The following is a 19,134-nucleotide window of genomic DNA, read 5'->3' on the forward strand; positions in this document are numbered from 1 at the left end:
AAAATGCACAATCGTATAGTATGTATAAACAAATTAGAGTGAAAGGAGGTAGTATAATGTGGGGTCTTTTAACTGTACATAGTATTGTTATCCTTCTATTCGCCATCCTCGGGTGGGCAGTAAGGAAAAAGGAAGGATATTGGCTGATTTCAGGTTTTGCTTCCCGGCCGAAGGAAGAACAGGAGGAGTTAATTCGTAATGGTTATCCTCAGAAGATGGGTGGATTATTAATCGTAACGGCCATTGGCATGTTGTTTCTCCTGCCGCTCATGTTTACTTCGTTTAGATATGCAATGGAAGTTCAATTTGGTTTTATGTTCATATTTTTAATGGGTGGAATGATTTTCTTAACTAAATATGAAGTTCCGATAAAGCGCAAACGCAGCTATATTATTAGTATTTCCTCATTTATTGTAATAATTGGCGGCCTTAGCGCTCTATCATACTTTAGTTATCAAGGGTATGAGCTTGTTACAAAGGAAGAGAGCTTTGAGATTACAGGAATGTATGGTAATGAGTGGGAGTATGAGGATATAACTTCGATTGAACTAATGGAAAAACTTCCAGAGGTTACAGTGAGAACAAATGGCGTTGGTCTGCCTGCACTTTCAAAAGGACATTTTAAAGTGAGGGGTTACGGCAGCAGTTTGCTCTTTATCCAAAAGGGCTCTTCACCGTATATCTATATTGAATTAGGTAATAAGAAGATTTTTATTAACGATAAAGATTCGGATCAGACACGACTTTGGTTTGAGCAGGTCAGCGAAAAAGCAAAATTAACTCAATAAAAAATCTCACCTCCATAAAAAGGGGAGGTGAGACTTCTGTTGATTATTTGTAGATTACAATCGAACCAACTGATTTATCTTTAGCCTGACCATTTACACGAACCTTAAGTCCAAAATTTCCAATATTACGGCCAGCATCTGGCATGAATGTGTTTGTAAATGAGTTGCTGTCATTGAAAAGTGAAACTGCTGGTTGACTTGGTCCAAACAACGTCTGAACACCAGGATAGTTAAGATTTAATCCTGAAGTAGGATTTAAACCAAATGCAGCATCTGCGATATGGTAACGAGTAGATGCTTGAGCTGGGTCTGAACCGTCAGCAAAGCTCCATAGTAAGTCTGTATTTGCGTGAGCATCTACAACTCCTACAAAGCCCTCACCAGGGTGATCTCCTGTCCAGTTGTCAGTAAAGCTATCATCAACATACCAAACAACTAATCCACCATCATAACTCATTAAGGAGTTACCGCGCGCAATATGAGCAAGACCTTCATCGACACCCTTATGGTTACGCCATTCAAGTAGATAGTAATGGTCTGTTAATTTATTTCCATCCATCTTTGTAAAATCATTTAGAGTAAATGGAGATGTTTCATTTTCCCCGCCATCTTCTACTAGAGTTTTTCCATCAGCAACCACTTTAATATTATCAGCAAAGAAGCCGATGAAAGAGGTACCCCAGTCAGTTGCATATCGAAGACGTAGCTTAATTTTCTGACCTTTATATTCTGATAAATCAAAGGATTGAGCTTGCCATCCGTTAGAATTACCAGTGAATCCCGGCATGGAATTTAAAATCGTTGGATAACCCTCTGGAACAACATCCGAACGGGTATTTCCATTTCCTAATGACTTCCAAGTTGCCCCGTTATCAGTTGATACTTGAACAAATGCAAAATCCCATTGTGGTTCAATATCATACCAAGCGTCAAACGTAAGTGTAGCAGAGGTTTTGCCTGATAAATCAACGTCAGCTACCATATTAGTGTCGGTTTCGTCCTTTTGTCCACCCCAATATTCAAAGCTGCCCGCTGCTGGAGTGTTTACTGGTGTTTTCTTTTCTGGTAAGTGTACTTTAGCCGCAATTGCGTTTTTTCCATTTGGCGAGTTTGCTTGATCAAGTAACACTTGTGTTCCTTTTGTAGTTACTTCATTCCAGTCTAATTCAACAGTGTCATTTGTCCAGTTTCCACCTAGGTAGGATTGGAAATAGGATTTTGCCAATGGGGAGAATCCAGTTGGCTCTGTACCGCCAATTTTACCAGCCCATGAACCACTTGCCATAATCGACCAGTAAGCGACTGCCTCACCAGTACCAGAGTACACTGTATCATATTCATCTGGGTAACCTAAATCATGACCATACTCATGCGCAAATACACCCGTTGCACCGTCTTCTGGCATCATTGTATAATCGTAAAAACCTGGTTTTCCTACTCCTAAGCCATCAATGTCAACAAATTTTGCTGAACGGTGTGACCAAACGGCATCGTTCCCTAATGATCCTCCACCTGCTTCTTGACCAACACCAGAGTGAATAATCATTAAGTGGTCAACTAACCCATCAGGTTCTTTAATATTTCCATCTCCATCTAGATCATGGACATCTTCATTATCATATTCTTCTACTGGTACCCCGGCATCAATTGCTGCTTTATAGGCATCAACAACTAACTGCTTCGATCCACCTGGATTAACATTATCATGACCACCTGTAGCTTTGTCTCCACCGTAATAAGCTGCAGTACCAGGAACCTTCAGCCAGCCATAGGCTTTACCATCTACAGAGTAAGTTCCACCTGACTGCTCTTCATAAAATTGTTTCATGGAAACAAAATTTTCCCCATTGGGACCTTTAACACCATCTTCACCAAAAATCATATCTTCATAGTGGTTAAGAGGATAATCCTTATAATAATTATCAGTCTCGGACGGGTCAATTTTATTATGTTCGAAGTCAGAGTACTCGACAGCTAATACAAGGACCTTGTCTTCTCTTTTTTCACCATTGTATGGTGTTTCTTTAACTGGATCTGGATTGCCCTTTAAGTGCCCATTTTTCTTCCCATTTCCATTCAATAATCCATTGTTAAAATCTTTGAACTTACTTTGCTTTTCTGCTTCAGCTTTTTTTACTTTTGCTGCTAATGGATCTGATTCCTTAACTTTTGATTGCTTTCCTTTTAACTCAAGGTAGTTTTTCAGAAATGTTTGTTTTACTTTTTCAGACGCATTTTTTGGGAGGAGCCCTTGTTTAATAAAGGATTCTATTAATCTCTCTTCGTTCACAATCGCTAAATCTAATGAGCTGTGTGAAGAGATAGAAGAGGCATCCGTTTTATGTAGGAGTTCCACATTCTTAGCAGAAGCATCAATACTTGGGAATCCTGCAAATAATGTACCTGCAAGCATTACGGAAGAAAGACTAGTTTTAATAAACTTATTCAAATATTTTCCCCATTTCAATGTATTACGGCCGTATTAATATAATATTTTGAAAATTAGGACTAAACAATAGGGATATTTACCTAAATTAAAAGTTTAAATTATCAAAATTTAGGTCATTTAACATGGTTTTCGAGGAAATTCTTTGTTTTTTTCTAGGAATATGTCGAATTATGAAGAAAAATAATTGTTCTATGAAAATAATAAAATGTATTTACAAATATAAAATACTCTCTTTATGTTGAAAATTATTTCACTTTTAATAGTAAGTAATGCTAGACCGTCATTGACTTTCGAGATATTAGTAATTATTAAATAGAGAGTTAATGGCAGTATTTTGAAATTGATACATTATTCAAAAATATCAAGGTAAAATGACAGATATACTGATATATTATATCTGAAAATAATTAGCAGTCCGTATATAAACAAAACCCCTCGGTTACTTTTATTTAAGTAACCGAGGGGTAAAAAGTCTAGATTTGAGTTATAAACCTACAGTGTTGTAATTGGTTGGGGGGCAGTTATCTTACCACTATTCAAGGAGAAAATTCGCACCAGCTGTATTTGATTGGCCTTTGTATGTTGCATAAGTGTAGACATTATAGTAATTTCCTGCAGGAAGCTTATAGCTATTTGGGACACCATTAGCTCCGACAGCAATTTTTCCATCCCAAGCAAACGTAGAATAACCTGCTGCAACATTCTCGTAAGTGGCAATGTCACCTAAGTACGCAAGTGGTGCTCCTTCTGCATTTGAGAGATAGACGAACAGTTCAACTGATTCAGCCCCGCCTGGGAACAATCCTTCAATCTCAAATTGACCATCGCCAAGTTGATTTACACCAACATATTCAGCACGTGGATAATCAGGCTCTTGGATGAACAAAATAGTTGGCACATTAAGGGTTGATTTTCCATCACTGATTGTAATGGAACCTTCATAATAGCCTTGTGCTAGTTTTCCTGCATCAACTTGAACATTCAAGTTTACCTGTTGTAACTTGCCTGCGTTTACTTTTAAGTTGCTACTAGTTGATACTTTAATTGCATCTGAGTTTTCACCCATATTCACTTTGAAACTATAAGTCTTGTTTTCTTTAGATAGATTCTTAATCGTAAATTGCTGCTTTTCAACCTGTTTGCCTTTATTCTTTAAGAAAGTTCCGAAAGAATGGCTGCCAGGTGCAGCTAGTGTCTCTGTTGCAAGCGCGTCTAATACACGGATGCTTCCAGCACCTTGCGTGTTGTGCGGGTACACTTTACCAGTTGTTGGATTAATAACATCCTCAGCTGTATTCATTAATGCAGCTTTTATATCTTTAACATCCCAATCTGGATGAGCTTGTAAAAGCAGAGCTGCTGTACCTGCTACATGTGGTGACGCCATACTAGTTCCTTGGTATGAAGCATAACCATGTGGATCTGCAGGGTCATGTGTTGGGACAGTACTAGTGATGTTTACACCTGGAGCTGAAACATCTGGCTTAATCATCCATGTGTTATTTACTGGTCCACGAGAAGAGAAGTCAGCCATTGTTTCTCCAACCGTTGAATTATATTCAATATTTAGGGTTACTTTATTGTTACCCTTTTCCAATTCTGATATTAACTTATTACCATCTTCTTGGGTTGTTCTAATGGTTGGTATTGCTGTACCTGGAACCATAACAATTTCACCAGCCACATTGTTATAGATAATCGCTGCAACTGCACCGGCAGCTTGTGCTGCTAAGGCTTTGTCAACGAATGCAATCCCATTACCACGGCTGATTAATGCTACTTTTCCTTTTACATCAATATCTTTAAATTCTGCAGGGGAGCCAAAACCTACATGAACATATTCATATTCCTGTCCATCGAGTGCTTTGATTGCCTCGTCACTAGGGAAGCCCATTACTTTTGCAGAAGGATATGAAACTCCACCTGTAGTAGTAATTGTTGAATCAAAAACATTGTAAGGCAGCTGTGTAGCACCAACAGAGATAGCATCGCGGGACGTTCCTGGTGAACCAACTGTCCAGTTAGCAGGACCGCTGTTTCCATTTGAAGTAACAGCAACTACACCCTCAGCCATTGCCCAGTCTAATGCAATGCTAGTAGCGTAATCAGGATCATTTATAGAGTTTCCTAATGACAGGTTCATAACATCCGCACCGTCTTTAACAGCTTGTTCAATACCAGCAATTACGTTTTCAGTTGTTCCGCTGCCGCCAGGTCCTAATACTCGATAAGCAAATAACTTCGCCTCTGGAGCTACACCCTTAATTTGTCCGTTAGCTGCGACTGTACCAGAAACGTGAGTACCATGTGCTGTTTCATCGTCAGGGTTGCTTGTTCTTGGGGTTTCTTGTGGATCGCTATCATTATCTACGAAATCATATCCTTTATAGTCGCCAAAGGCATGAGCTAAATCTGGGTGAGTGTAATCAGCACCTGTGTCAATAACAGCAACTGTTACACCTTCTCCAGTGTAGCCGGCTTCCCATGCTTCATTAGCGCCGATAAACGGGGCACTTGCAAGCATATTCGGGCTATACTCGTCTTTAGAAAGTAGTTCGCCGTTACCTACACTTGTTACTGTGTATGTAACATCCGGATAGACCGCTTTTACTCCTGGCACAGCCAATAGAGCAGGGATCTCATTAGCAGGTAATTCTACAGCAAATCCAGAAAATACATAGTCATATTCGCGGCTTACTTTTGAGCTATTTACAGCTTTGTTAACATCGGCCTTAACTTGATTACGCTTTTTTGATAAATTTGCTTTTGTTTGTTTTATTCCTTTATGTTTTGCTTCTACAATCGACGGTTCTTCAAGTTCAACAATTACACCAGTGCTTTTAGTTGATGAAAAATTAAAATTACCAACTAAGTTAGCAAGTCCCAACGTTGATTTACTATCGTTTACACCAACAGCTCCGACACCAGCACCCATTGTTGATAAAATTAATAAAAATACGAGTGAAACCAGAAAAGATTTTAAATATCTTTTTGCCATGGACAGACCAAACCCCTTTTCTTTAATATTTTTTAGTGCGCGATAATTGCCCCCCCTTAATCGCACAAACGCCTAAATTTTGTAACATTATAAACATTCTGTTAATGCAAGACCTTTTCCTTGAGACCTTCTATCTATTAATTAGGGCAAATTCACTAATATTAGACAAAAATCCCCCGTACTTAAGTCTATTTGCACCACATTCAATGTTCAATCATGACGGCTTGACAGTGGTAAATACAAATTATCATTCCGATGCAGAAGAGAGGGCTAGAGTATATGGCATGCTCGAGCTTGCAAAGGTTTTGAAATATGAATTAGAAATTAAAGCTCTCCTGCTGGAGAGCTTTTTACTATGTTCAATTGGTTAAGCTTTTGGAAACACGCATGCTGTCAAACATTTTTTATCAATATTTTGTAAATTTAGAAATCAAAGCAGAATTGTTATCTAAATGTTGGAATGAAAAGAGGGGGAAATCAAATACTAATTAAAACTGATTAATGAAATGGGTTATGTTTATGAAGAATCCAAAACGAAATAATAAAATACCTTTTATAGCTTTGTTTCTTATCCACTCTGGACTGCTTGGATACACGTTCTATAAAAGTAAAAACAAAAAGCAATTATTTACTCTTTTAATGTCAAATATCGGTTTTGCTTATTTACTGGAGTTTTTTGTATTGAATCTTCTTAAAGCTTATAAGTATAAACCGAAGATAATGAAAAGTAATTATTTCGATAATATCCTTGGTGCTATTTTGTCTCAGGCCATTTTTGTTCCATTTACAGCGGTTTTCTCCACTTCCCTAAAACTAGGGTGGATCAGAAAATTTTTATTAGGTGGAATATATTTTTCACTAGTAGAACTCTTCTTTTTGAAGTTAAAAGTGTATAAACATTATTGGTGGAGGACTAAGTACACCTTAATCTTGATTCCTTTATATTTCAAAATCAGTGATTGGTGGAGTATTTTCTTAAGTAGAAAAAATCCCATTATTCGCTTTATTTCACTTTTCCTTATGATAATGGTAACGGAAGCCAATTTATTATTTGTATTTGCTTCTGCTCGGAAGATTCGCTTTGGGCTTGGTAAGCATCACTCATGGACGGAACATTTTATCATTGTCCCTATATATGCAATTTCGATTTCTATCTTTTCAACTTTGTCATTATTAAAGCAGAATAATTGGGGGTCTAAAATAAGAATTCTGGTAATTTCTATGGTAATAGACCAGATTTTTAAAAAGCGAAAAATCGTAAAGGAAAAATTCAAAGTGGCAGATTATTATACGGTCAGAATCTTGGTGATACTTTTATACGGAAAATATAGAGACTGGGTTTATGGAACGGGGAATAACGGGGAAGAAGAATTAGATTTGATTAATGAGTGATTCTAAACATAAAAAAAACGCCTTTAGGGCGTGGGAATCCTCTTGTAATCACAGGGCAAACATGATAAAATGATTTTTGGTTCTTAAAGTTATTAGATAGAAAAATAAATTATCCCTATATTATATTAACACATCAAGATTATAGTTGTCAAATATAAGGGACCAAAATATTTCTGGAGAGTGGTCTAATGAGCGATAGCATGAATAATGACTTGCTAATGGAACAGGAACGAGTAAATACTGTTATTAACGAAATTGATAAGAAGCAGCAAAAAATTCAGCAAAGTACCGGAGGAGTCAGGTCAGATGTACTAGAGCTTCGGAAGACGTTTTGGGAAGATGTAACAGTTAATATGGATGATCCGGATGACGTTATTGAAACAGCAGCCAGTATAAAGCAGCAGGCTGAACTGTTATCAGAGCGGGAACGCACTTTCAAACAAATGGATAAACAACTCCGAATTCTTGAGCGTTTAAGATACTCCCCGTATTTTGGGAGAATCGATTTTATGGAAACAGGCGAGAAAGACGTTGATCATGTTTATCTAGGAATTGCTTCCCTTATGGATGAACATGATGAAAACTTTTTAATTTATGATTGGCGTGCACCTATTTCCAGTCTTTATTATGATTTTGCGCCAGGTCCTGCTTCCTATCATACAATGGACGGGAAAATAGAAGGCGAAATGGAATTGAAGAGACAATTTATCATTCGAGCTTCTGCTATTAAAGCGATGTTTGATACTGGGGTTACCATTGGTGATGAAATGCTCCAGGAGGTTTTAGGAAATAATGCAAATGCCCAAATGAAGAGTATTGTAGCAACAATTCAAAGAGAACAAAATTTAATTATTCGAAATGAGAAAAGTAAACTTCTTATTGTCCAAGGTGTAGCGGGAAGTGGCAAGACATCTGCAGCCCTTCAACGTGTTGCATATTTATTATACCGGAACCGTGAAACCCTAAAGTCTGAGAATATCATGCTGTTCTCGCCTAATCCTTTATTTAACTCCTATGTATCGACAGTTCTCCCGGAATTGGGGGAAGAGAACATGGAGCAGGCTACGTTTATGGAGTATTTAAATAATCGGATCGGAAATCAATTTAGAGTAGAGGATCCCTTTGACCAGATGGAATTTTTACTTAATGAGGAAAATAATTCGAATTATCATACTAGAGTCAAGGGAATACGTTATAAATCAAGTTTACAATTTAAAAAAATCATTGATCAGTATGTCATTGATTTATCAAGAGAAGGTCTGCAATTTAAGGATTTAACCTTTAGGGGCGAGAACTTCATATCAAAGGAAGAAATGTATGAATATTTTTATTCATTAGATAACACTTATACCATTCCAAATCGACTGGAAATGGTAAAGGATTGGCTGTTAAGAGAGTTGAAGAGGAGAGTCAGACAAGAACGTTCAAAAGCTTGGGTAGAGGAAGAAGTTCAATTCCTTGAAAAAGAGGATTATTTAGAGGCGTACCAAGAACTTCAAGATAAAGATCAATTTTCTGAAAAAAGCTTTGATGATTTTGAACAGGAACAAAAGTTTCTCGCTGATAAAGTAGTAAAGAATAAATTCAGACCATTATTTAATCGAGTTAAGAAGTTGAACTTTATTGATATGCAGGGGTTATATAGCCAATTATTTAAAGCGGGTATTGATAATAAAGAAGTCCTTCTTGATGATTGGGCTCAAATTTGTTCCCAGACAATTGAGCAATTGGAAAACTATAAAATTACTTATGAGGATGCAACCCCTTATGTCTACCTGCAGGATTTACTAAAAGGCAGGAAATCTACAACTGGCGTACGTCATATTTTTATAGATGAAGCACAGGATTATTCGCCATTTCAGTTTGCGTTAATTGAAAGGCTATTTCCTTTTAGTAAGATGACTCTGCTGGGTGATTTCAATCAAGCTATTTTTTCTGGAGCAACAGGGTCACCGACGGTCCTATCGGATTATGAAAATCACGGAGAAGACGTGGAAAAAATTAATTTAACTAAGACCTATCGATCTACTAAGGAAATTGTGGATTTCACCAGCTCCTTAATAGAAGGCGGCGATAAAATTGAACCCTTTAATCGCCATGGCAAAAAGCCCTCAATAAAAAAAGCTGAGCCGCATTTTCTTAATGGGCTTATTCTGAATAAAATTAATGAGTTTTTTGAAGAAGGACATAGAACGATTGCAGTTATTTGCAGAACGGCAGCCGAAAGTAAAAATGTATATGATGCCCTTAAAGATGAGGTTCCGCTGCATTTAATTGAGAAGGCAACAATCGCTTATGAAAAAGGCATTTTGGTAATTCCGTCCTATTTGGCAAAAGGAATCGAATTCGATGCAGTTATTCTATATGATAATTCGCAATATAGGAATGAAAGTGAACGTAAGTTGTTCTACACAGTGTGTACCCGTGCGATGCACAGGCTTCATATGTTTGTAACCAATAATTTGAGCCCGCTCATGAAGGATGTAGCGGAAATTTTATATGAAATGGAATAAAAACAAAAACAGCGTCCAAAATTGGGCGCTGTTTTAGTTAGTCCGCCATTGTTTTTGAACCTGTTCATAAGCTAGACGGTAAACTTCCTCGTCGGGGGTATTTGGATTGGCTAGAACATTTGTTAAATAGTATCTTCCTTCATATGTTACTTTTACATTAATTTGAAGCATAATATCACCTTTCTCATTTAAATTTGTATGTCATTTAAGGTCATTGGTATAATTGTTTTATTGTTTGAAACAGGAGGTCAATCATGTCAGTGTACTTTGAAGAAATAACAAAAGAAACGCTATATATCGCGCTTGAAATAATAAATTCAAATCCAGATTATAATGTTTTTGAGACTGGTCGTGAGCAAAGGGAGCTTGCAGAAATTGAAGTAGAGTTTTTAAACCCGAATACTACTAGTGTTTTAGTAAAGCTGGATGATACTTATATTGGGGTTATGGATTACTTAATGCAAAATCCAAAAGATCAGTGCCCATGGCTGGGACTCTTAATGATTCATAGTGATTACCAAGGATTTGGATTTGGTACACAGGCATATGCACTATACGAAAGTGACATGCGTAAAAGAGGTTTAAGACGTATTCGAATTGGAGTTATAAATGAAAATGTAAAGGGAAAACAGTTTTGGGAATCATTAGGGTTTCTTTATATTAAAACAGCTTTAAGTGAAAATGGCAAGGAAATTTTCGTTTATGAAAAAAACTTCCCGAAGGAAGCTTAGACCTCAAGTAACATAAATTCCTCGGCAAATATCTGAACCTGATGTTTATCGATATTATTCTTCCTTAATGCAGATTCCGCCAAAACTAAATGGGCTTTGAATGCAGGATTTCTTTTTAAATCCCTAATGGAAACATCGCCATTCAATAATTGGATGGCTTTTTCTCGGATGTCTTGACGCTTTGAAGACTGATACAGGAGATAAGCAATACAAGTAACTTTATCCACAAATCAACACTCCTCATATTAAAATCAAGAATCGAACATTTACAAATATTATTCGACTGTTGGTTTTAAAAATCCTGCAAATATTCTGAAAAATAAGGACTAAATTGCAGGAAAATTTGTTGAATATTGCTTATTTGTTGGGAGTTTTATATAATATTGAAGGGATTAAAGATAGTAAGATACAATGGAAAATAACCCTTACGTCCCATAGACGTGAGGATTTTTATTTTTTCATAAAAAGTTGGAGGTTGCATTTAAATGAAACAAGCCCTAATTAAGGATTTGTACAGAAATACTGAAAGTTACATAGAACAGAAGGTTCAATTATCAGGCTGGATTCGCACAATTCGAGATTCCAAAACCTTTGGTTTCATTGAATTGAATGATGGCAGCTTCTTTAAAGGTGTTCAAATCGTATTTGATGAGCAATTGGAGAATTTCAAAGAAATCGCTAAACTTCCAATTAGTTCTTCTATTAAAGTTGAAGGAGATTTCATTCATACACCACAAGCTAAACAGCCGTTTGAAATCAAAGCTACGGAAATATCCATTGAAGGACTTTCAAATAGTGACTATCCTTTACAAAAGAAAAAACATTCATTTGAATACTTAAGAACCATTTCTCACTTAAGACCACGTACTAACACTTTTTCTGCTGTGTTTCGTGTTAGATCGTTAGCTTCTTATGCAATTCATAAATTCTTTCAAGATAAAGGATTTGTCTATGTACATTCACCAATTATCACAGGAAGTGATACAGAAGGTGCAGGTGAAATGTTCCGTGTTACTACATTAGATATGGATAATCCTCCGAAAAATGAAGAGGGAAAAACAGACCTAACAAAGGATTTCTTTAACAAAGAAACGAATTTGACTGTAAGCGGCCAATTATCTGCAGAGGCTTTTGCGTTAGCCTTCCGCAATGTTTATACATTCGGTCCTACCTTTAGAGCTGAAAATTCTAATACAGCAAGACATGCAGCAGAATTCTGGATGATTGAACCGGAATTAGCATTTGCAGAGCTTCCAGATATCATGGACCTTGCTGAAGAAATGGTTAAATATGTGATTGGCTATGTGATGGAACAAGCTCCAGAGGAGATGAATTTCTTTAATAGCTTTATTGAAAAAGGTTTATTAGAACGCCTGAATAATGCTCATACATCAAATTTTGGACGTGTGACTTATACAGAAGCCATTAATATTTTAATCGAATCAGGCGAAACCTTTGCCTACCCAGTTGAATGGGGACTTGACCTGCAAACTGAGCATGAGCGCTATTTATGCGAAAAAGTATTCAAAAAACCTGTGTTTGTAACGGATTACCCGAAGGAAATTAAAGCCTTTTATATGAGATTAAATGAAGATAATAAAACAGTAGCAGCAACTGATTTACTTGTTCCAGGAATTGGAGAGTTAATTGGCGGAAGCCAGCGTGAAGAGCGTGAGGATATTCTTGCGGGTAAAATTAATGAACTTGGTATGAATGAAGAGGATTATTGGTGGTACCTTGAGCTTAGGAAATATGGCGGAACAAAACACTCAGGCTACGGTTTGGGCTTCGAACGTTTAATTATGTACCTTACTGGAATGTCAAACATTCGCGACGTCATTCCTTTCCCAAGAACAACAGGTAACGCTGAATTTTAATATTAGATAATAAAAGAAGACCAATCCTTTGGATTTGGTCTTTTTTCATTCATTTATTGGGTTTGAAATTCTTCTTCGAAAAAAAATGTACCAGGATGCTCCTTCACAATGTAAGAATATCTTTTCATATTTTTTACATATTGCCATTTTAAAATCGTAACTTCCTCGCCAGTGTCCTTTAGTTTCACAGTTTGCCCGCTATTGAACCTGTTATTTGAGTTTCTCAAATCAACACCCCTTTTTATCATCAAATTTAATTATAACATACTTTTTTTTTCGATGCTTGATACTAGGTAATGATGCTTTTTCAGTGATTTTTATGCTGTTGTTCATAATGGCAAAGGTATGATTCCTTTCTTTTAATTTTCCATTGTGTTACACTATTTAAAAAGTGAGGTGTCATTTTGTCAAATTATAAAGCGAAAAAGAGTAACCTCAAAGCCCTATTATCAAAAAACAGTATGAACCTTCAGGGTTTGGAAAAGAGTACACACATCCCTTTAGAACAGCTTAACGGCTACATGTCAAAGAAAGTGATGAATCTAAGCACTGCAATGACGATTTCTAAAGAATTAAATTGCAAAATCGAAGATTTATACGAATGGGAAATAGAAAAGAAAGCTTAAGCTCTTATTAGTGTCACTAGGGGATATCTCCTAGTGACATTTTTAATAACTTCACCATTCTAATTGTTGATTATTCAGTTTTTAAGTGGAAGGAATGGGAAGAGAACTTGCTTAATTTTCCTTTCTCTGGTATGATTATGAAGAATTATTTTTGTTCGGTAGTAAAGGGAAGAATAGTTATTGCTTTTCGCCTGGATCACAAAGAGCAAGAATAGTAATACAATGTGTGGATATCACACTAGGAGGCAACAAATATGGAAAACGGTAAAGTAAAATGGTTTAATGCAGAAAAAGGTTTCGGATTCATTGAGCGCGAAGGCGGAGAAGATGTATTCGTTCACTTTTCAGCAATCCAAGGCGAAGGCTTCAAAACTCTTGAAGAAGGCCAAGCAGTAACTTTTGACGTTGAAAAAGGCGCTCGTGGACCTCAAGCAGCTAACGTAAACAAAGCTTAATCACATAGCATGTGAAAAAACAGACCTACTTGGGTCTGTTTTTTTGTTGTCTAGTTATTAATGTATTTTTCAAATACATAGCCAAAATCTTTTACGATATATTGTTTTTTACTATCCTCCAGCCATTGGAATGCAGCTTGATTTAGCATTTTAAATTGAACGACTAGGTTGTTATCTGTACTAGTAACACGACCTAGTGTTGTTGAGGCAATATCAAGGCTTTCTTTAGCAAAACGAAGGGAAATTTCATTATCATGAGTTAGTTCAGATATCTTAATTAGCGCCTTATATAAATCTTTGACTTCTTCAATGTGTTTTTTGTGGACATCAATCGAAAATGGCTGTGCGCCAATTTTAAATTTAATTTCGATATCAAGATCAACAGTTCCAGCGGTCTCAAGCTTCACGTCGGAGATTTTGTTAGTTGCGTAACTATAACGGTGAAGCATCCTCTTTTTACTCGTAGCGCTTGTTCCATCAAGATGAATAAGGGCGTTATTAGTGAAGCAATATTCATCGGATTTTGACTTGATTAAAAAGTATATCCTTTCGTTATCTTCATGCATAACATAATCATCGGAATCAACCTTATCATAATTTTCTGGTTTAATAACGGAACCAACATCGCTTAATCCTAAAATATCTGCTGCTACTTTTCCAAACATTGTATCATCCCCACTTACCTAAATTTAGTTGCCATCCAACTATACGAGTATAGATCCACAAAGTTTCATTTTTTTGAACGACAAATCACTTTATGCACAATTTTTTCATCTTATGCTCTCTTTATAAATTACAAATAATTCTGATTTCTAGTATAATAAAAAAATACATCCAATAGAATTGAAAAAATCATTGGAAGAAAAAGAAATATAAAGGGGAAATAGATAAATGCGTCCAATTCTGCTAGGCATTTTAGCTGCCTTCTTTTTTGCCTTTACATTTATTATCAATCGCTCAATGGAACTAGATGGAGGCAGCTGGATTTGGAGTGCTTCACTCCGATATTTCTTTATGATTCCTCCACTTTTGCTGCTGGTTTATGGTAGAAAAAATCTAAAGCCCTTATTCGTGGAGATGAAAAATAATCCACGTTCCTGGCTTTTATGGAGCTTTGTAGGCTTTGGTCTGTTTTACGCTCCCATTTGTTTCTCTGCTGCTTATGCCCCTGGCTGGCTAATCGCCTCTACCTGGCAAATAACCATAATTTCAGGCTCATTATTGGCACCGCTATTTTTTGAAACGGTGATGACTCAAAATGGGCCCATTCAGGTAAAGGGGAGAATACCCTTCAAAGGTATGGCGATGTCGTTTATTATCCTAGTGGGTATTATTTTTATGCAGGTGGAACAGGCAAGTTTCCTTACCCCTATCGAGGTGTTATTAGGAGTGATTCCAGTTATTATTGCTTCATTTGCTTATCCTCTAGGGAATAGGAAAATGATGGACGTGTGTGGAGGAAGGCTGGATGTATTTCAACGCGTATTAGGAATGACACTTGCAAGCATGCCATTATGGATTGTCCTTGCAATCTTTGGACTGTTTACAGTGGGGCCGCCTAGTATCGGCCAATCGATTCAATCTGGACTTGTAGCCATTACTTCAGGTGTCATTGCAACCATTTTATTTTTCCAAGCAACTGATCTTGTCAGAGGAAATATGCAAAAACTAGGAAATGTAGAAGCAACACAGTCTATGGAGGTTTTATTTGCCATAATGGGGGAGCTAATCCTATTAAAAGCGGCATTTCCAACTGCACTTTCTTGGACTGGAATGATTCTTGTTATGGCGGGAATGGTACTTCACAGTTATGTGTCGCATAAAGGTGATATACCTCACGGGAAAAAAGTAAGTGCATAACTTCTCGAGCCCGATCAGTTCCTGATTGGGCTTGAAAGGTTATTAACTTGTAAGATAGGGTGTAAGTTTGTCAATTGTTTCCTGCATCAGTTTTGCATTTTTCTTATACATGGCTTTTGATACTTCGTCTTGCGTTTCTAAAGAAAATATTTCTAGATCAGCCTGTGTTTTCTTTAATGTTGCCAATAATAAAGGTCTTTGAGCAGGAGAAGGAACTTGCATTTTATCATCATAAATATCTACTGATAGTTCTCCGTATGAATCTACTTGCCCAATAAATACATTGTCTAAAGTAAGATCGAGTTTTGCTAATTCAGTATGTAACCATCCTCTGCTTTTCCCAGCGGACCTTAGTGCCTCATCAACGACTTGTCCATCCATAATTATTGTTTGTGGTTCCTTTTCATTTGGCACCTTTAGTTGTAAATCCTTTGGTGTTATTGGGCGATGTTCCTTTTTCAAAAGTGCACTTAGCGTACCTCTTGGCTCGAGCACTGCAAACTCAACGTCAGCAACACGGTAAATATCTTTCTGACGAAGTAGTGCGGATAATTCATCGATCGTGTACTTTTCTTTTTTCAGATTTTCCTCCAACACCTTACCATCTTTAATAAGCACAGTTCCTCTTCCATCAACTAAATTCCGGACGGTTTTACTTTTTAAGGCTAAATAATCTACCAATAATGTTATTAAGATAAAAATAGCGATAGAAAGCAGTCCTTGGATAATACTATTTTCAAGTCCAGTAATTGCTTCTCCGGCAATACTGCCGATTGTAATTCCAGAAATATATTCGAAGAAAGAAAGCTCAGATATTTGCTTTTTACCGAGTATTTTTGTCATAAAAAACAAAGCAGCTAAGAAGATAAAAGAACGGATGACAGTATCAATCCAATCAGGCACACTCATTCACCTCGAGAATTTTAACTTTTATACTGTGGTTCATGCCTTTCAAGTTCCAAGACACGGTTTTGTAAATCTTTTTTTACGGAAGATATCGTTAACATCGATTCATGGAATAACCCTTTAGCTTCAGGATCTAATGAATTTAAATAAAGGGAGGATAATTGTGCTTCAATTCCTTTCATATTCGCAAGACACTGTTTAACACTGGAAGCAATAGTCATGATCGTTTTCCCTTTCAAAAGTAATGACGAAAAGAGTTGGCGGAGTTGCCAACTCGTCTTTTTATTATTGGTTATATTGGGGCTCTTCATCTAAAATTTCTTGGAGTCGTGGTTCAAGACTATCTAGCACGGATTGAGTTTGCTGGGCTGCATCCTGATAGAGTTTTTTTGCGTTTTGATTATCTGTTGCTAGAGCAAAGGTTTCAAAACTAGCTTGTGCACTTTTTAGACCAGCTAAAGCTTGTTTGACTTGTGTTCCGACAGTCATGTCTAAATCCTTCTTCCTATTTATAAAATTTATTACATGCAATATTATGTGTGTTTACGAGAAATTTATGTGATGGGAAGAATTTGTTTTTTTCAATAAATAAGACTTTCTAATGCAAGTGGATGTAAAGCATGTGTTTCATCAACAAAGATAAATCCATCGTAGCGGCTGCTCATAATAGATGGGACATAGTTTCCATATTGCTCATGTTCCGGACGATACACTACACCGATTGCACGATGGCCGATCCTTTTGCTGAAATCTTTTCGATTTTCATCTGTAAATAAGAGGTACTGGTTATGTGCTCCCGCTTTATGCATTAAGTTTTCCCAACTGCCATTTTGAGCAGAGGGGACATCCGTAACGCGAAAATCTACTCCCCATTCCGTGGATGCGATAACTGTACCAGTGTTAGTCCCAAAACCAACAATGTAAACATCCTCAGGGAAGTTCTGTTCCCTTATCAACTGACCGACATTCACCATACCTGCATCTTTCATATCGGTTGCTCTTGCATCACCAACATGCGTGTTGTGTTCCCAGATGATTACTTTTGTACCCTCACCATAATACTTCATTACGGAATTCAAAGCTTCAACCATGTGTATGTCTCTCACATTCCAAGACTTTGAATCGCTTGTAACCATTGTCCGATAATACTCTTCAGCATTTACAGTAACAAGTGCGTTGACCTCCATGTTTAAGCTGCTTTCTTCATCATCATCGTACTTCCACTTATTCTTTTGAATGGTAGAGAGAAGCGCAAGTGCTTCTTTCATACAGTCTTCTGATAAATACCCTGCTGAAACGGCATAGGATTCATTATTCCGGTTGAAGGGCTCAAAGCAGTTAAATGCATTTCTAGCTTGTTTAAGTCCTGTGTTACCAGTTCGCTCTAAGTATTTGATGATTTCGTCCATACTCTCCCAAAGACTATAGACATCTAATCCGTAAAATCCAACTTTGTTAGTACGCTTAGTTTGTTGATTGAAATTTTTTAACCACTCAATTAATTCAATGATTTCTTGATTAGCCCACATCCATGTTGGCCAGCGATTAAAGCTTTCAAGAGCCAGTCTTACATCATTTGGGGGTGAACCAATATTTTTTATATAACGATTAATGGATTGGCATGAAGGCCAGTCTCCTTCCACTGCAATAACTGAGAAGCCTTTCTCTTTGATTAATCTCTTAGTAAGTTCAGCACGTATGGTGTAAAATTCTGAAGTCCCATGTGAGGATTCACCAAGAAGTACATACTTAGCTTCACCGATTGAATTAATTAGAGGATCAAGATCATCAACAGATTCGAAGGGTTTAGCATGTTTTTTTATGGACTCAAGCATTTGCAGACATCCTTTCAATACAAAGTGATACTGCTAATCTTCCCTAAAGGTATAACAAAAAACTCCCGAAATTTATAAAAAGGGAGTTGAGGTACAGCAATATATAGTTAATCTAATAGAAGTATTTCTAATAATCTAGTGATTTTGAAAAATTCACCAATTTGTCACAACAACATGCGTTACAGAGAAATTCTGGTGATATACTATAAGTGTAAGGAAGATATAAAAAGTTAACTTCTTAGGAGACTCAACCATCCGTGTTCGTTCCGTTTGTGAACGAGTAGTAAAGGTTTTCCCTTTGCAATGTTTGGTAGGTGGAGCGATGTAACTTGAATGGGAAGGGTGCAAGACTAACGAAACTTCTTTTTAGTGAACGAGGTATCATCTTTCAAGTGAAGGTACAAAGGTTATTGTGATTTGGGAGTAAAGTAATATTTATCTACCTATGTAAAAAGTACGCAGATAAATTTCTTAAACCCAAAACGATCTTTCTTAAAATTATGATGGAAGCTTCCATTTGTGAAGAAACCTAATGTAATGAAGAAAAGAAAGAATCAACAAACGATAACTAAAACAAATAGAAGTTGTAAACTATTTGGTCCCCACGTTTGAAATAGGTGCTCACCTAAAAAGTAAGGAGTAGTAAGTAGATAATAAAATATGATAAATGAAGTAACTTTATCAATATGAATAATTATCTAATC

General features: G+C 36.7%; 18 protein-coding genes. 9 read left to right on the top strand and 9 right to left on the bottom strand.

All coding sequences use genetic code 11. The features are described 5' to 3' along the window. The first annotated feature begins 56 nt into the window (after nt 1-56). The gene (locus tag H0184_RS09450; RefSeq protein ID WP_221823758.1) at nt 57-788 is read left to right on the top strand and encodes a DUF3784 domain-containing protein; all 732 of its coding nucleotides are present in this window, start codon (nt 57-59) and stop codon (nt 786-788) included. A 43-nt stretch (nt 789-831) separates the two neighbouring features. Here the strand turns inward: H0184_RS09450 and H0184_RS09455 are convergent, their stop codons facing one another. Together H0184_RS09455 and H0184_RS09460 are read right to left on the bottom strand one after the other, a co-directional pair. Continuing rightward, nucleotides 832-3,237, bottom strand: a complete 2,406-nt coding sequence (locus H0184_RS09455) for an immune inhibitor A domain-containing protein (protein WP_221823759.1) — start codon at nt 3,235-3,237, stop codon at nt 832-834. A gap of 532 nt (nt 3,238-3,769) precedes the next feature. Further along, nucleotides 3,770-6,235: a S8 family serine peptidase gene (locus H0184_RS09460; RefSeq protein ID WP_221823761.1), complete on the bottom strand. Its 2,466-nt coding sequence runs from the start codon at nt 6,233-6,235 to the stop codon at nt 3,770-3,772. A gap of 230 nt (nt 6,236-6,465) precedes the next feature. On the opposite strand from H0184_RS09460, the gene H0184_RS09465 reads away from it, so the two are divergent. The 3 genes from H0184_RS09465 (at nt 6,466) to helD (ending at nt 10,140) form a co-directional block, all read left to right on the top strand. Next, complete coding sequence (locus tag H0184_RS09465; RefSeq protein ID WP_221823763.1) at nt 6,466-6,606, top strand: hypothetical protein; 141 nt, start codon at nt 6,466-6,468, stop codon at nt 6,604-6,606. A 148-nt stretch (nt 6,607-6,754) separates the two neighbouring features. Next, nucleotides 6,755-7,627 (top strand): hypothetical protein, encoded by an 873-nt coding sequence (locus tag H0184_RS09470; protein ID WP_221823765.1) that lies wholly within the window; start codon nt 6,755-6,757, stop codon nt 7,625-7,627. A gap of 188 nt (nt 7,628-7,815) precedes the next feature. After that, entirely contained in the window at nt 7,816-10,140 is a 2,325-nt protein-coding gene (gene helD / locus H0184_RS09475; RefSeq protein ID WP_221823767.1) for an RNA polymerase recycling motor HelD, read from the top strand. 33 nt (nt 10,141-10,173) lie between these two features. Here helD and H0184_RS09480 read toward each other — a convergent pair whose 3' ends face one another. Next, nucleotides 10,174-10,311 (bottom strand): BA3454 family stress response protein, encoded by a 138-nt coding sequence (locus tag H0184_RS09480; RefSeq protein WP_221823769.1) that lies wholly within the window; start codon nt 10,309-10,311, stop codon nt 10,174-10,176. An 83-nt stretch (nt 10,312-10,394) separates the two neighbouring features. Here H0184_RS09480 and H0184_RS09485 point away from each other — a divergent pair, with 83 nt between their 5' ends. Beyond that, nucleotides 10,395-10,871, top strand: a complete 477-nt coding sequence (locus H0184_RS09485) for a GNAT family N-acetyltransferase (RefSeq protein ID WP_260631512.1) — start codon at nt 10,395-10,397, stop codon at nt 10,869-10,871. Here H0184_RS09485 and H0184_RS09490 read toward each other — a convergent pair. Continuing rightward, complete coding sequence (locus H0184_RS09490; RefSeq protein ID WP_221823772.1) at nt 10,868-11,098, bottom strand: hypothetical protein; 231 nt, start codon at nt 11,096-11,098, stop codon at nt 10,868-10,870. The two genes, H0184_RS09485 and H0184_RS09490, sit on opposite strands and share 4 nt — an antisense overlap. A 258-nt stretch (nt 11,099-11,356) precedes the next feature. Between H0184_RS09490 and asnS the strand changes: the two genes are divergently transcribed. From asnS to H0184_RS09505, 3 genes are all read left to right on the top strand, one after another. Then, a complete protein-coding gene (gene asnS / locus H0184_RS09495; RefSeq protein ID WP_221823774.1) occupies nt 11,357-12,748 on the top strand; it encodes an asparagine--tRNA ligase in 1,392 nt (463 codons plus the stop codon). A 404-nt stretch (nt 12,749-13,152) separates the two neighbouring features. After that, a complete protein-coding gene (locus H0184_RS09500) occupies nt 13,153-13,374 on the top strand; it encodes a helix-turn-helix domain-containing protein (protein ID WP_221823776.1) in 222 nt (73 codons plus the stop codon). Nucleotides 13,375-13,628: 254 nt separating this feature from the next. Further along, nucleotides 13,629-13,829, top strand: a complete 201-nt coding sequence (locus H0184_RS09505) for a cold-shock protein (RefSeq protein WP_045523885.1) — start codon at nt 13,629-13,631, stop codon at nt 13,827-13,829. A gap of 50 nt (nt 13,830-13,879) precedes the next feature. On the opposite strand, the gene H0184_RS09510 is transcribed toward H0184_RS09505, so the two are convergent. Beyond that, the gene (locus H0184_RS09510) at nt 13,880-14,494 is read right to left on the bottom strand and encodes a PH domain-containing protein (protein ID WP_221823778.1); all 615 of its coding nucleotides are present in this window, start codon (nt 14,492-14,494) and stop codon (nt 13,880-13,882) included. Nucleotides 14,495-14,720: 226 nt separating this feature from the next. Here H0184_RS09510 and H0184_RS09515 point away from each other — a divergent pair, with 226 nt between their 5' ends. Beyond that, nucleotides 14,721-15,689, top strand: coding sequence for a DMT family transporter (locus H0184_RS09515; protein WP_221823780.1), 969 nt, complete (start codon nt 14,721-14,723; stop codon nt 15,687-15,689). A gap of 42 nt (nt 15,690-15,731) precedes the next feature. On the opposite strand, the gene H0184_RS09520 is transcribed toward H0184_RS09515, so the two are convergent. From H0184_RS09520 to H0184_RS09535, 4 genes are all read right to left on the bottom strand, one after another. Then, a complete protein-coding gene (locus tag H0184_RS09520) occupies nt 15,732-16,592 on the bottom strand; it encodes a DUF421 domain-containing protein (protein WP_221823782.1) in 861 nt (286 codons plus the stop codon). 20 nt (nt 16,593-16,612) lie between these two features. Further along, nucleotides 16,613-16,816: a DUF1657 domain-containing protein gene (locus H0184_RS09525; RefSeq protein WP_221823784.1), complete on the bottom strand. Its 204-nt coding sequence runs from the start codon at nt 16,814-16,816 to the stop codon at nt 16,613-16,615. Nucleotides 16,817-16,880: 64 nt separating this feature from the next. After that, nucleotides 16,881-17,084, bottom strand: a complete 204-nt coding sequence (locus H0184_RS09530; RefSeq protein WP_221823786.1) for a DUF1657 domain-containing protein — start codon at nt 17,082-17,084, stop codon at nt 16,881-16,883. Between the two features lie 92 nt (nt 17,085-17,176). Further along, entirely contained in the window at nt 17,177-18,430 is a 1,254-nt protein-coding gene (locus H0184_RS09535) for an erythromycin esterase family protein (protein ID WP_221823788.1), read from the bottom strand. Nucleotides 18,431-19,134 lie beyond the last annotated feature (704 nt).

This window comes from Neobacillus niacini (assembly GCF_019749295.1).
GTDB classification, from domain to species: Bacteria; Bacillota; Bacilli; order Bacillales; family Cytobacillaceae; genus Neobacillus; species Neobacillus niacini_D.